Source organism: Nitrospiria bacterium, from assembly GCA_036397255.1.
GTDB lineage: Bacteria > Nitrospirota > Nitrospiria > DASWJH01 > DASWJH01 > DASWJH01.
Genome location: DASWJH010000106.1, coordinates 1 through 13231 on the forward strand (window position 1 = coordinate 1; position 13231 = coordinate 13231).

Annotated in this window: 15 protein-coding genes, 1 tRNA gene and 1 pseudogene; 9 read left to right on the forward strand and 8 right to left on the reverse strand. The window is 43.6% G+C overall.

What is annotated here, in order from left to right; all coding sequences use genetic code 11:
- Positions 1–170: 170 nt before the first annotated feature.
- Positions 171–518 carry a cytochrome c gene (locus VGB26_14210; protein ID HEX9758932.1) on the reverse strand — a complete coding sequence of 116 codons (348 nt, stop codon included), beginning with the start codon at positions 516–518 and terminating at the stop codon, positions 171–173.
- Between the two features lie 108 nt (positions 519–626).
- Between VGB26_14210 and VGB26_14215 the strand changes: the two genes are divergently transcribed.
- The 3 genes from VGB26_14215 (at position 627) to VGB26_14225 (ending at position 2564) form a co-directional block, all read left to right on the forward strand.
- Positions 627–1538, forward strand: a complete 912-nt coding sequence (locus VGB26_14215; protein ID HEX9758933.1) for a TIGR02757 family protein — start codon at positions 627–629, stop codon at positions 1536–1538.
- A 175-nt stretch (positions 1539–1713) separates the two neighbouring features.
- A complete protein-coding gene (locus VGB26_14220) occupies positions 1714–2118 on the forward strand; it encodes a CBS domain-containing protein (GenBank protein ID HEX9758934.1) in 405 nt (134 codons plus the stop codon).
- Positions 2119–2258: 140 nt separating this feature from the next.
- Complete coding sequence (locus VGB26_14225; GenBank protein ID HEX9758935.1) at positions 2259–2564, forward strand: Rieske (2Fe-2S) protein; 306 nt, start codon at positions 2259–2261, stop codon at positions 2562–2564.
- A 1-nt stretch (position 2565) separates the two neighbouring features.
- Here the strand turns inward: VGB26_14225 and VGB26_14230 are convergent, their stop codons facing one another.
- A complete protein-coding gene (locus VGB26_14230; GenBank protein HEX9758936.1) occupies positions 2566–3594 on the reverse strand; it encodes a zinc-binding dehydrogenase in 1029 nt (342 codons plus the stop codon).
- Positions 3595–3632: 38 nt separating this feature from the next.
- On the reverse strand, positions 3633–4352 hold the full coding sequence (locus VGB26_14235; GenBank protein HEX9758937.1) for an SDR family NAD(P)-dependent oxidoreductase: 720 nt from the start codon (positions 4350–4352) through the stop codon (positions 3633–3635).
- 227 nt (positions 4353–4579) lie between these two features.
- On the opposite strand from VGB26_14235, the gene VGB26_14240 reads away from it, so the two are divergent.
- Positions 4580–5482 (forward strand): patatin-like phospholipase family protein, encoded by a 903-nt coding sequence (locus tag VGB26_14240; protein HEX9758938.1) that lies wholly within the window; start codon positions 4580–4582, stop codon positions 5480–5482.
- A 532-nt stretch (positions 5483–6014) separates the two neighbouring features.
- Here VGB26_14240 and VGB26_14245 read toward each other — a convergent pair.
- Positions 6015–6089 (reverse strand) — tRNA-Val (locus tag VGB26_14245).
- Positions 6090–6444: 355 nt separating this feature from the next.
- Here VGB26_14245 and VGB26_14250 point away from each other — a divergent pair.
- From VGB26_14250 to VGB26_14265, 4 genes are all read left to right on the forward strand, one after another.
- Positions 6445–7194, forward strand: coding sequence for an abortive infection system antitoxin AbiGi family protein (locus tag VGB26_14250; protein ID HEX9758939.1), 750 nt, complete (start codon positions 6445–6447; stop codon positions 7192–7194).
- A 46-nt stretch (positions 7195–7240) separates the two neighbouring features.
- Positions 7241–7654, forward strand: a complete 414-nt coding sequence (locus VGB26_14255; protein ID HEX9758940.1) for a hypothetical protein — start codon at positions 7241–7243, stop codon at positions 7652–7654.
- A 62-nt stretch (positions 7655–7716) separates the two neighbouring features.
- Positions 7717–8013 carry a hypothetical protein gene (locus tag VGB26_14260; GenBank protein HEX9758941.1) on the forward strand — a complete coding sequence of 99 codons (297 nt, stop codon included), beginning with the start codon at positions 7717–7719 and terminating at the stop codon, positions 8011–8013.
- 119 nt (positions 8014–8132) lie between these two features.
- The gene (locus VGB26_14265; protein ID HEX9758942.1) at positions 8133–8384 is read left to right on the forward strand and encodes a hypothetical protein; all 252 of its coding nucleotides are present in this window, start codon (positions 8133–8135) and stop codon (positions 8382–8384) included.
- 176 nt (positions 8385–8560) lie between these two features.
- Here the strand turns inward: VGB26_14265 and VGB26_14270 are convergent, their stop codons facing one another.
- Positions 8561–9541 (reverse strand): transposase, encoded by a 981-nt coding sequence (locus VGB26_14270; protein HEX9758943.1) that lies wholly within the window; start codon positions 9539–9541, stop codon positions 8561–8563.
- Between the two features lie 520 nt (positions 9542–10061).
- Positions 10062–10932, reverse strand: a pseudogene (locus VGB26_14275) (DNA adenine methylase).
- A gap of 99 nt (positions 10933–11031) precedes the next feature.
- Between VGB26_14275 and VGB26_14280 the strand changes: the two are divergent.
- The gene (locus VGB26_14280) at positions 11032–11271 is read left to right on the forward strand and encodes a helix-turn-helix transcriptional regulator (GenBank protein HEX9758944.1); all 240 of its coding nucleotides are present in this window, start codon (positions 11032–11034) and stop codon (positions 11269–11271) included.
- Between the two features lie 604 nt (positions 11272–11875).
- Here the strand turns inward: VGB26_14280 and VGB26_14285 are convergent.
- Both VGB26_14285 and VGB26_14290 read right to left on the reverse strand, forming a co-directional pair.
- Complete coding sequence (locus VGB26_14285; protein HEX9758945.1) at positions 11876–12679, reverse strand: transposase; 804 nt, start codon at positions 12677–12679, stop codon at positions 11876–11878.
- A gap of 94 nt (positions 12680–12773) precedes the next feature.
- The gene (locus VGB26_14290) at positions 12774–12956 is read right to left on the reverse strand and encodes a hypothetical protein (protein ID HEX9758946.1); all 183 of its coding nucleotides are present in this window, start codon (positions 12954–12956) and stop codon (positions 12774–12776) included.
- Positions 12957–13231 lie beyond the last annotated feature (275 nt).

Here is a 13231-nt window from a genome sequence, read left to right on the forward strand (position 1 = left end):
GCCATCTCCTTCTGCAGGTATGCGGAAGTGTGGCCTATCGGACAGAAATATTTCAAATCGAAAAATTGCACTTTAAAAGAAAAACCAATATTTCTCTATAAGTTAGAACAGGCAACCCATTCAACGTTGGGACACTACTGTATTAATTTCTATCTTAAGAAAAAGAAAATTTAAGGTTTGGCAAGAGTTCGGATGTAGGCCACTACATCCCAGCGTTCTTGGTCATTTAAAATTCCCTTCCAGGCAGGCATCCCGCTCCCCTTGCCTCCCATTGTCACTTTATTAAATAAATCTTGATCGGATTTTTTTCCAAGGGTAGCGTGATCCGAAAAATTCGGAAGGCCGGAAACAGGGCCTAATCCCTCCCCTTGCCGTCCATGGCAAGAAGAACAATACTTGTCATAAACTGCTTTTCCTTGGACCGCTTTTCCTTGAGCCCAGGAATGAAATGAAAACCCCAATATAACGAGAAAGCCAAAAAACCCTAAAAAGATTAACTTTTTAGAACGATATGCCACTTCTTCCCCTTTTGAAGGGAGTATAGGACCGGGATTGAATCTTGTCAAGAACCGATTGTTTGACACTGAAACCCCCCTTGAATAGAATGCCTTTGGAGGTTAGGTTCATTGAGAAAAAATGTAGATCAAATCAAGGAAATAATGGAAAGGTTCTACCACAATCACGATCGAAGGGAGAGCATAGACCAGGACCCCATCCAATTTCCTCACCGTTACATTTACCCGGAAGACATTGAAATAGCGGGATTGGTTGCATCCTCTTTTGCCTTCGGCCGGGTAACCCTCATTCTGCCAATGGTTCAGAAAATATTAGATCGAATGGAAGGAACCCCATACGAGTTTATATTAAATTTTGACCCCAAAAAAGATACCCGGCGGTTTCAAGGGCTTTACTATCGGGTCTGGTCCAGCCAGGATATTATCTGCCTTATGTATGGGATCCATTGTATTCTCAAAAAACATAAAACCCTTGGCCGTTTCTTCCAACACTGCTACCAAAACCGAAGAGAAAAAATGCATGAAGCCTTATCCCTATTTGTGGAAGAGGTTTTAAAAATTGACCCTTCCCCCATATATGGGAAAAATTCCCACCCGCCCAGTTTTATACACCTGCTCCCATCCCCGAAAAGGGGAAGTGCTTGTAAAAGATTAAATCTTTTCCTTCGATGGATGGTCCGTTCAGGGGATGGCGTGGATTTTGGGTTGTGGAATCACATCCCCTCATCCAAATTGGTTATCCCCTTAGATGCCCACATCATCCGGATCAGCAGGTTTTTGGGGTTTCACAAACGTAGAACGCCCGATTGGAAAATGGCCGTTGAGATTACAAACACCCTTAGGCGTTTTGATCCCAACGACCCCGTCAAATATGATTTTGCCCTTTGCCATTTGGGGATTTCCAACCAATGCCCGCTTCAACCCCACTTCCTTAAATGCCTAAAATGTGAGCTTCAAACCATTTGCTCCCGCTTCAAAAGGCGCAATCGAGCCAAGGGTTTGAAGGCACAACAGCTCAATTAGTAAAAATCGCCCCCCTCTCCCTTCAAAGACGAAAAATGGTAACTCCCAAGCTGACCTAAAATTATTGAATTTTATCGATAAATTTATTCTTGGAACAAAATTGACAAGAATTTAAACCTCGGATAAATTAAAATCAATAAAGAACAAGCTTACTCATTATTGGAAAAAGATTTCTATGATTCCAAAACGTCCCATTCATACCGTAATGTCCCGACAGATCCACTCTGTTCCCACTGGGTCCACTGTTCAAACCGCGGTTCAGCTCATGAGCGAAAAAGATATTGGATCTCTTTTGATACAAAAAGATGACCAATACATCGGCATTATTACCGAGACCGATATGGTTAAAAAAATTATGGCCAAGGGCCTGGATCAAAAAACAACCCTAGTGGATGATGTGATGAGCTTTCCCGTTTACACTATTGATGAAAACGAATTCTTAAATACCGCCAATGAACAAATGGGGGAGCAGAAAATACGACATCTTTTGGTCACCTCCCGGGAGAAACCGGTGGGCATTCTCTCCGTTAGAAACCTACTTGATGCCGTTTATGAATGGTCGGTTCGGCTTCGGATTTAACCTGCCACCTTTTTCAAAAAAAACCTTTTCTAAAATTTCGTGAAGAAAATTTTTAAAAACGGGATGACTTTCCGAGAAAAATCTGGGGTAGAAACCCTTTGGGGATACCCTCTTAATCCTAAAACATAATAAGGAGGAACATGTCCCACGTGCTGAGCGTCGGAAATTTGAAGGAAATACCACCCGGCCAATCCAAGTTGGTCAAATTTGGAGAATTTGGAATTGTCCTCTTTAACGTGGAAGGAACCATCTATGCCATTGAAAATTGTTGCCCCCACTCAGGGGGACCTTTGGGAAAAGGGGAACTTCAAGGAAACATCGTTTCCTGTCCCTGGCATCAATGGCGATTTGATATCACCAGTGGACAGTCCATCGATTTCCCCGAGGAATGCGTCAAACAGTTTGAAGTGAAAATTGAAGGGAAGAAGATTAAACTTCTCCTATAAATCAGGGAACCAATACAATCTTTCCAAAATGACTCCGTTGGACCATCCTCTCCTGAGCCTGCCGAGCTTCCCTCAAAGGAAAGGTCTGATCCATCACGGGCCGTAATTTTCTTTCTCCCACCAGGCGGGTGATGTCCAAAAGTTCCTTCCGTGTTCCCATCATGGATCCCAATAAAGAGAGTTGCCGGGAAAAAAGAAACCGGATATCGATTGCGACTTTGGGGCCGCTCGTGGCGCCACAGGTCACGAGCCTCCCACCCTTCGCCAAAACCGATAGGCTTTTATCCCAGGTCTCAGACCCCACATGCTCAAAAACGATATCGGCGCCTCTCCCATGTGTCAATTCCTTGGTCCTTTGGGAGAAATCTTCTTTGACCGAATGGATAACCTCATCCGCACCCAATTCCCGTGCAGCCCTTAATTTCTCTTCCGTACTCCCTGTGGTGATGACCTTGGCTCCCCCCAGCTTGGCAATTTGAATGGCAGCGGATCCAATGCCGCTTCCGGCACCCAGAACCAAAACCACTTCTCCAATTCGGAGTTGGGCTCGTGTCATCAACATGTGCCATGACGTAAGAAAAGTAAGGGGAAAGGCCGCGGCCTCTTCAAAGGTTAGAGAAATCGGGATGGGAAGAATACTTTTGCCTGGGGCCTTTACAAATTCAGCATATCCCCCATCGGAACCCGCGCCGATAATGGAATAGCTCTGGCACAAGTTATCATTGCCTGAAAAGCACATGGGGCATTCAAAACAACTCTGACCAGGGGAGATCAGCACGCGATCCCCGATGGAAAACCCTTGAACCGAGCCTCCGACCTCTTCGATCACCCCCGAAATGTCACACCCCGAAATGTGGGGAAGAGTTATTTGATAAGCTGGAATTCCTTGACGGACCCAAATATCCAAATGATTCAAGGCACACGCTTTGACCCGGATTAAAACTTCCCCGGACCCCATCCTGGGTGAGGGTACATCCTTGTAGATTAAACGGTCGGGGCCTCCATGCTCCTCAAAGACCACGGCTTTCATTTTTTCTCCTTTTTTTGTTATCTGCCACTGACCATTTCTCAAATCGAGAAAAAATCCCTTGCATCCAAAGAACGGCCGCTCCAATCCAACCCGGCATTGAGAACCAGATGCAAAACCACATGCGCAATGGTGTCCGGGGCCGGCAATTGTTTAGGGTCCTCATTAGGATAGGCCCTTGCCCGCATTTCGGTTCGGGTTCCCCCTGGATTCAGCGCCATCACACGGATATTCTGATCACGGAGTTCCTCGGCCAATACCTGTGTGATACCCTCCACACCAAACTTTGACACCGAATACCCCCCCCAAAGGGCTCGCCCTTTCCTGCCCACGCTGGAGGTCATATTGATTATGCATCCTTTTCCCTTAGTCAGCATCTTGGGTAACACCAATTGTGTAAGATGGAAAATCGCTGTTAAATTAACGGATAAAACCTTCTCCCAATCTTTCAAAGGCATCTCCAGTAAGGGAACCATCGGACCTAACAGGGAAGCATTATTAATAAGAATGTCTATTGGGCCAATTTCCTTTTCCCCTTTTTGTATAAAATTTTCTAATCGTTTTCCATCGGAAATATCCAAGGCCTCCGCATAAACCTCTCCCCCACCCTGTTTGAGCTGTCGGGCCACATTCTGAATATCGTGTTCAGTTCTTGAACAGATAATCAGTTTTGCACCTTCTTCAGAGAAAAGCTGAGCAAGGGAACGCCCAATTCCTTTGCTGCCCCCTGTAATTAAAGCGATACGGCCTTGAAGTCTCACTTTAGCCTTTTACCCCCCCACCATCCGGCCAAAAAAAAACCGGAAATTCAACAAATGCGTAGACATTTTACCCTACCAGCCCAACCCCTGCAAGTGTAGAGAACGGGTAAAAACACCTTAATAAAATTTAAAATACTGATTTTTCCTTTCCTTGACCAAGAACCCGTTGCATGCTAAATTTAAAAAAGATCAATTTTAAAAGGAGCTTAGAGAACTTGGATGGTGGAATGAGAAGGCCAAAAATAGGTCTGGTACTGTCCGGCGGTGGCGCAAAAGGGGCCTATTCTGTGGGTGTTGTGTCCGCATTGAAACACCTGGGAATTGAGCCCGATGTTGTTAGCGGAACCAGCTCCGGGGCTCTCATTGCTTCAATGGTGGTGGCGGATGAACAGGAAAAATTGGTCGACATTTGGAGAAATTTGACAGCGGATCAAATCTATTCCAGGATGTGGAAGATCACCTTTTTGCTGTCTTTTTTGGGAAATTACACCTACCCCTTTTTTTCCTCCGGACCCCTTAACCAACTGATCAAAAGAAGTGTCGATGTTGATAAGGTTCGAAAAAGCGACAAACAACTGATCATCAACTCCTTTAATCTAACCCTAGGAAAAGTGGTCCGATTCTACAACGACTTTCATGATATCCACCTGGCTCTTCTCGCTTCTTCAAGTATCCCTGTCATTTTTCCACCGGTGAAAATAGATGGGCATCTTTACGTCGATGGCGGAGTAACCGATAATGTTCCCTTAAAGTCAGCCATCCAAAATGGGGCGGAAAAAATTTACATCGTCATGAATTTCCGACCGGAAGACCTATCCAAAAAAAGAATCCGAAATAACCTCGCATTGGCCCTAAGGGTGATGGATGCTGCTCAATATGACAACCTCTTGGCGGATGTTGAGCACGTCAACCAGATCAACCAATTGGATCCAGAAGGAAAGTATAAATTCTTAGAACTCGTCACCATCCAACCCTCAAGGTCCCTTGAACTCAACCCCCTTGAATTTAACAATTCCTATAAATTAAACCGCGCCATTGACCTTGGCTTTCAGGATACCCTTCGCCTCCTGGCTCAACCCAATGTTTCTTCTAGTAAAACCAATACCGCCGCCGCCCAATCCGTCTCCTAAAAAGTTTGGTTTATCTAGTTTATTTGGTTTGGCGTTCGACTGAGCTCACGCCGAGGTCTGGTTCATCTCGTTTCACCAATTATTCCCTCCCTGGTTAGGGAGGGACAAAGGGAGAGTAGATATAATTTTTATTGTCATTCCGAACCTTGTCCCGACCAAAGGGAGGCCTGCCTGCCGGCAAGGCAGGGAGCTTGTGAGGAATCCAAAAGTCCCTTCTCCCCACCGTGGGAGAAGGCTACCCGCCTGCGGCAGGCAGGCCCCCTAATTGGCGGGCAGGGGATGAGGGAGGAAATCTAAAGAAAAGAAAATGTGAACCATTCACGAATTAGTCCCTCCCTTGTTAGGGAGGGACTAAGGGAGAGTAGAGGTTTAAATGTTCCTCCTTACCATCCCTGGTCCGTCATTCCAAACCTTGTCCTGAGTTCATCGAAGGAGGAGTGAGGAATCCAAAAATCCCTTCTCCCCAACGGTGGGAGAAGGCTACCTGCCTGCGGCAGGCAGGGGATGAGGGGAAAAATCTTAAGAAAAGAACTGGTAGGCGATGCTGGGATTGAACCAGCGGCCTCTTGCGTGTGAAGCAAGCGCTCTACCACTGAGCTAATCGCCCACCTCTAGGAATTTCGCGGGGTTATATTACCACAGACATGCCCTCTCCCGTCAACTGTGCTCAGATTGTGCTCATCCAAAAAAATTGTAGAATTCAAGAAATTCCCAGGTTCAAATGGATAGAGAAGGTGAGGAGTACCTCCCGAAGTCCATATTTATAATATCCTTAGCTATACCCCATATTTCAAAATGTAATAACCATCTTCAGGGTAACTCTCCAAAAGAATTATCGTGCTGCAAAAATTGGTAATCTCCGTAACGCATTTTGGCTAGGAGAAAATTGACAATCAGCCTTAGTATGCTATTATTTTTTTGGGATGTAGAATAAACATAAAAAACAATTTTAGCTGTCACTCATGACGAAACGGAAAATTGACGATGTTTTGGATTTTCGGAGTGATTTCTCTCCATTCCTTGTTCACTTGACACGGAATTTGGAAGGAGGGAACAATGCGAAGACAGCTCTAGAATCGATCATATATTCAGGTAACTTAAAGGCGGGACATTCACTGGTCTCCTCCGCCAGTTATGGTGTAAACATTGGAACCGTAAATGGACCGGATCAAAATAAGTTTTTTAGTGCAATCTGCTTCACAGAAACCCCGCTCAACGAAATTCACTGCCTTCTTGACGTCTCAGGCCGAAAAGTTGAATTGGAGCCATATGGTCTCGTGTTCTTAAAGGACTGCCTAAGACTAAAGGGGGTTTCTCCAGTTCTTTATCTTAACAACGAGCAATCAGACAAGGCTGGGGTATTGCAAGCATTGTGCAGCCTTATGCAAAGCCATCCCAGCGAAGCGGCCGAAATTCTTCCGCTCGTTTCCTTTTTCGGGTCCTATGTCACACCATTGGGCCAGACTACCCCAGTGAATGGAAAAATAAATTTTCTTTGGGAACGGGAATGGCGGTACCCTGCGAACCGAAATGTTCTTCCCGTTGATAAAAGCGACGTCTTTCTCGGAATTTGTCCTCACCATGAAATTGATTATTTCGAGAATATTTTCTCGGAAGTGTCCTTCGTTGATCCCCGAAGAAATTTGAAGTGGTACGCAACAAAGCTTGTGGCTGCGCGTAAACAACACGGGTTGTCATGTTCAGTTGTCTAAAATCCGCTAACAAGTGTGTCGAACCTGAGCCTCTGGGAGATCTGTTATGAAAACTAGCGGTTACAACACAAACCTAGCTTCCGAGTATTTCGTTCTGTCGATGCTTTATCGCTTTGGAGCAGAGGCATCGCTCACCCTCGGAAATAAGAAGTCCGTGGATATCATCGTGTTACGAGGTCGAGACCTTCTCTCCATCGATGTCAAGGGCATTGCAGGTAAAACGCTTTGGCCACTCGACAATTTTTCTAAGCCCACTAAAAACCACTATATTGCCTTTGTGTCATTTTTAGGTCATATAGGCGATTCCTCCGTAGTTCCAGAGGTTTACATTTTACCGTCTGACAAAATCGAAACTTTCATGTACCGCAACCCAAAAGGCAACCGTAAGGGGATTACCCTTAGCCGCATGCGACATGGTGGACAGAAGTACAAGGATGCATGGGAACAGTTTGTTACCTAAATTTATCGTCGGGCCTTGGCAAATTGGTGGCTCTCATGAGCGCGTGGACACAGTGGAGAAAGATGGCGGACGAACGCGGTGGGTATGGCGAAGACCTAGATTGGGATGTTCCCGCATGCCACGAACTCGCCATAGGTGGGTCGCGCGGAGGAAACCTCAGAAATGTTTACGTAGGCGAAACTGTCAATGAACGCAAACGCCTTATCGCCTATGCATCTCACTGTGCTCATCTTGCCAAAATAATCAACTGGCATTTGCGGCAAGGCTGGCATATCTTCTACCGTGCCCAGACCAAGAATTCAAAGAGAGATGCTCTCAAAATGCAGGATCGCCTTCTTGCGGAGTTTGAGTACGACTGAAACATTCAATTGAATGATAGCCGATAGAACCTAAAAGCCCCAACATTGAGCTCAACACGGATTCCGAAAGGACGCGAACCGGTTAGCTTTTTATTAGGGCTTAAGAAAAAAGGAACGTTATGAATAAATGGTTGGTCATCTTAATAGCCGCCCTCACTTTTAGTGGTTGTTCATCGCAAAACTCTAAAGATTCCTATACTAAAAATGACGACAGAACAATTGAAGTTGGCAACCCATACTCCCCTGGTACTGGACATTATGCGGGTTATGAATGGGCGGAAAGAACTGGCGGATCATGCGCTGGCAATTCAGACTCGTTTAACGAAGGCTGTGAAGAATATTACAGGCAAATCAGTTTGAGTAAAAATTGATGAACAATTATTATGCTTTTTGGTAAGGGACCTCACTTGAATCTCTATTGGTTCACCCCGTTCCCCATCGTTTTGGCTGTTATTGTAAGCACGGTGGTAAAGTGTTTTGTTCCGCTTTCGTTCGATCATTTTGCAGTGGTCTTAATTGAATGAAGGTGAAGGTGAAGGGGTCAAATCTATTTTTGTTGGTTGATTAGGGAATGCTCAACCCCTTCCACCCTCCTGCGAAACCCTTTATCCTCCGCCATCCTCTTTTTCACTTCATACATCATTCCACTGACTGAACTATAATGTAAGCCTCCCCATCGATTCCCAATCTCTGTTAACTTGACTCCTCCAACACTCCGACTCAAATATATTGCTACATTCCGCGGCTCATTCCAATATCCCCTTCGTTTCTTCCTCATTTCTTTTCGCTCTATCCCATAACGTTCACATACCCTTTCCTCTACCTCTTTTATTCCCGGAACCCCTCTCACACGTCTTATTTCCGGTATCTCATCCTCTTTTCTCATCTTCCGGATCCGTTCCTTTATGCCCTCACGAAAACTCTCACTCCCCCATACCGATGGCATATTGCCTCGCTTGTATAATCCTTGAGTTTGTCCATCTATCCCTTCCTGAATATACTCTTTATATAATTCCCTGGCCACCTTCCTTTTTGTGTGAAACCGCCTCAATACCTCTTGTATCTCTAATCCTTGTATACTTTTTCCTTTTCCAAGGTAGTTTCGATGACTACTCCATTGGTACCCTTCTGCGCTTCTTACTATCTTTCCTTCTACTGGATTTAAATGGATATACCTCACCAGCTGCAATAAATAACTATCTGCATCGATCAGTATCGCTTTATATCTACCACGAAACAGTGATCCATCCGTGTGATGGGCTCGGTTGTATCTTTGGGTATAGATCCCATCCAAATGCCGCAGGCACCGAGACAGGTTCCCTTGGGGAGTTTCTACCAACAGATGATAATGATTGGACATTAGGCAATAGGCATGAACCTTTAAATCCCACATCTTCCAGGTCTCATCCAATAGATTTAAAAACCGTTGATAATCCGAAATACTTCGATAGATTCTCTGCCTACCTCTCCCACGGTTCATCACGTGGTAGTACGCCCCTGGGTATTGTATCCGAAGTGGCCTGGACATTTTCCTCCTGATTTTCTCCAGAAATATATTCTTCTTTTCTTTCTATGTCAACCGTAAAAAATAGATTTGACCCCTTTACTTTATATGTCAACCGTAAAAAATAGATTTGACCCCTTTATTTACTCTTTATTATTTATATGTTGGCTTGCCCATTTCAATGGAAAAGTGTGACTTCCCTTCTTTTTACTTTCCAATATTTCATTTCAAAATTCTCCGTTTTTCTCCATCATAAACTTCTACATCCCGCTGCATATTCGATAAACACCACCTTCAACAAATAACAAAAGACCCGACCCCATCTTTCGATCTTATCTTTGGGACCGTTTAATATCCTTTAAAATCTCAATTAAATAATCTTGGGCAAACAGAGGAGGCTTTCTTTTCTTGGATTCTTTCCCTCCTCTGTTGGGATCACATCATTTTTTATACCATTCCAGTTTCATAATCAAAGACAAAGCCCATAAAAAATTTAAGTGGAAAGATTTTTAGGATCTAAAAGTTGAATATAAGGTAACAAAAATTAGTATGTAAGCAAAAGTCTGTCTGCCACAACCTCTTTCTCAAGAGTTTTCCCGTTCATTTGGAACCGCTTTAACATTGAACGACCACAATGCACAAGGATTTCTCTTTTAAAAAGACCTTTTGGAATGGAAATATTACATATAAAATTCCCTGACCGTTTTGTACCATCAATACTGAGGGCAACATTAACTCCCCGAGTCTTGCAGCGGCTTATAGTTTCTAAAAGATTTTCAAGACTAAATGTTTGTCCTCCATATAAAATTGACTGGCTGTAGCTGTAAGGAGGGTCGCAGTAAATTAAATCACCTTTTTTCGCCATTTTCATTACCTTCTCATATTCCAATCTTAAAAAGGTCGTTCCAACTACCCGGTTAGACCACTCATCCACCCGGCGAGAAAAAGCTTCGGGGGGGGATAGGAGTATGAACGCCACAGGGTGTTGAAATACCACCATCGATCTGCCGAAAACGTACAACCCCCCCATAGCATGATCTGCAAATAAATAATAGATCAGCTCCATTGGGGTTTCTGTTGTATGAAGTCAAGATTTGGTTATATATTTTAATCTTATCCCCTCTCATCATAGCGTTCCATCTTTCTGTATACCATTCTTTGAGAATTTCAGGAGATTTTTTAAGTGTTTCCCATATCTCCATGAGAGGGCCACATGAATCAGAGGCTATGCCTTTTTCAGGGATCAATGTCGCTAAGACTGCACCGCTGCCAAGAAAAGGTTCAAAATAAGTCACAATTTTTTCTGGAAAATAGGAAATAATCTCATGGGCAAATCGTTGTTTATTCCCGATCCATTTGAGGAGTTGACCCCTAAAAGGTTTAACAATACGAGTCGTTTCTTTCCCAAATAGCATAAGCTGCATAATTAAAGCCCCATTTGTTTATAAAGTCCCAAAGCTTGCCTTCTTATAACCTATTTTGGGTTATGAGTCAAGCTTCTCTATAATTCAGCCGTGAAAAAAGAGAGTAATAAAAACCCACATAAACAACTCCAAAACCTTCTTCGACAAATTAGACAAGAAGCTGGATTGCGCCAGGCTGATTTAGCAAAACGTCTTGGGAAGCCACAATCTTATGTAAGTAAATATGAATTAGGGGAGCGACGTTTGGATTTAGTAGAGCTAAACCAGATATGTAAAACGTTAAAAACATCCCTTGATGAATTTGTCCGTAAATTTCAAAAATTCCTATGAAACCAGACCGCCGCTTTATAAATCAAAAAAAGGACTTTTGGGCAAATGTACGGCTTATTAGCCAACAAGTAGGATATACACAGAGAGGAAAAGCTCAAATAAAAGTGCCAACGCTTTCGGAGGTCCAGAGGGCTTTCAACAAACTTCCTCTTGATATTTCCCATTTATTCGATGAAAAAAATCGACCCACAAATTTTGGAGCCCTAATTTTTGATTATTTTCAATACCGGGCAGATATATTAAACAATTTTGTTGAAAGGCGTTTAATGAATTTAAAACAAGCGGAGCAAAGGTTTAAAAAATTACGTAGAGATTTGTCTCCAAAATGTCCGATACCAATGAATAAGCAAAAGGGGGAAAAAAGGAAACCTGCTTTTTTCACCGGAATAATAAATATGTTGATAGAAGCAAATTCTAATGGGTTTCCATGTGACTATAGTCCGGGGGTTCTTACTACAATGACCCGAAATGGTAGGCCACTTCGAACTCTTGCTCGCAGAATTGATGGGGCCTTTCCAAATGCTGTTAATCCAATAGCGATTTGGGAGGTCAAAGAATATTACTTCACAACTACTTTTGGTAGTGGGATCGGGGTCGGACCAAGCTAACCTGTTGAAACATAATCATTCTCCTTCCAATTAAAGGTGTTTTCAGCCCTTAAATGGCTCTTTTCACCCCGAAAATGGCCTGAATAACAAACGCTTTCCTCCCGTAATTCAAAATGGTCTGCTTCCTCTATGGTCCTTTTCCCATTCTCCCTTATTCCCAATTGTCCCTTGATCTTTTCTACAAAATCCTTTCCTCCCACTGCTATACTCTCCGACCAATATGATTTCCGTTCACTGGCATTTTTTTTCAACTCTTCTTCCACCCATTGTCTGTGAGTTTCTCTTAATTGTTCTGCATTGGAAATTCCACCCAATCCTATTAACCCTTTGGTATCGATTATCGAGTAGCGTTTCGGTGGGGTTTGTATTTCCTGATAACCGCTATGTTCCCATTCACTCGGATGTTTTACGGCTCCGGCTCTTACCATATTTAGATCGATATACACCAAACACTGAATAAAATGCTCACCGGTTTCAATGGCGGTTGCGTGGTAGCGGTCTTCCCAATAACCCCCGCTTCTTCCTTTCCTTTGGTTGTATGCCTGGGCGGTCCTCCCTGCGATCAATTGGAGACTTTTTGAAATATTGTTCTCACCACTATCGATCACCAATAAATGGATGTGGTTTGAGGTCACCATATAATTAAGCACCCGGAGCCCAAAACGTTTTTTGGCTTCAAACAACCAATCCACCCAGCAGTCCCGGTCCTTTGAAAATTTCAGCAGAAATTCCCTGTGATGACATCGATGGGTAATATGCCAAACTGTATTTGGAACATAATATCGATTTGCTCTGGCCATTTTTTCCTTAGACCTTAGTTTTCAACACCCAAAACATCTGTTTAAGCCCTAAAAACCTACCCATAAATTTATTATCTTCTTTTTTTTCAACCCCTTAACTTGGTCCGACCCCGTTCCCCGTTCCCGGCCCCGTTCCTCCGTGATAGGTGGCCACATTGCCAGAACCGTCAATCACTCGGTACAACCGGCCAAGCTCATCATAGACATAGTTTGCTTGATCGGCCTGACAAACAATAGGAAGGCAGAAGGATAAAAACAGAAGGAAAAAGCCTCCCAAAAGATTTATTTTAAAATTTTTCCTATGATGGCTATTTAGAGTCTGTATTTTAACATTCAACTTGCTGAATTTGCGTTGAAAAAGTATAGTAGGGAAACAAAATCAGCAAGGAGGATCAATGGAGCTTTTGAACAAACTTTCTTTCACGCTTGAGAAACCGCACTGGGCGGTCAACCCGGAGTTTGCGGTGATCGATACGATCCTGACGATGCATCCGCAGATATACGAGATCGTCGCGAAGGACTTCAGTGGCAAAGAGAGCAAGAGGCTGGGGA

Excerpts from the sequence above, each read along its gene's own strand:
- VGB26_14225 (HEX9758935.1), top strand. The coding sequence starts at position 2,259 with ATGTCCCACGTGCTGAGCGTCGGAAATTTGAAGGAAATACCACCCGGC.
- VGB26_14265 (HEX9758942.1), top strand. The coding sequence starts at position 8,133 with ATGAATAAATGGTTGGTCATCTTAATAGCCGCCCTCACTTTTAGTGGT.
- VGB26_14270 (HEX9758943.1), bottom strand. The coding sequence starts at position 9,541 with ATGTCCAGGCCACTTCGGATACAATACCCAGGGGCGTACTACCACGTG.
- VGB26_14230 (HEX9758936.1), bottom strand. The coding sequence starts at position 3,594 with ATGAAAGCCGTGGTCTTTGAGGAGCATGGAGGCCCCGACCGTTTAATC.
- VGB26_14240 (HEX9758938.1), top strand. The coding sequence starts at position 4,580 with ATGAGAAGGCCAAAAATAGGTCTGGTACTGTCCGGCGGTGGCGCAAAA.
- VGB26_14250 (HEX9758939.1), top strand. The coding sequence starts at position 6,445 with ATGACGAAACGGAAAATTGACGATGTTTTGGATTTTCGGAGTGATTTC.
- VGB26_14285 (HEX9758945.1), bottom strand. The coding sequence starts at position 12,679 with ATGGCCAGAGCAAATCGATATTATGTTCCAAATACAGTTTGGCATATT.
- VGB26_14220 (HEX9758934.1), top strand. The coding sequence starts at position 1,714 with ATGATTCCAAAACGTCCCATTCATACCGTAATGTCCCGACAGATCCAC.
- VGB26_14260 (HEX9758941.1), top strand. The coding sequence starts at position 7,717 with ATGGCGGACGAACGCGGTGGGTATGGCGAAGACCTAGATTGGGATGTT.
- VGB26_14255 (HEX9758940.1), top strand. The coding sequence starts at position 7,241 with ATGAAAACTAGCGGTTACAACACAAACCTAGCTTCCGAGTATTTCGTT.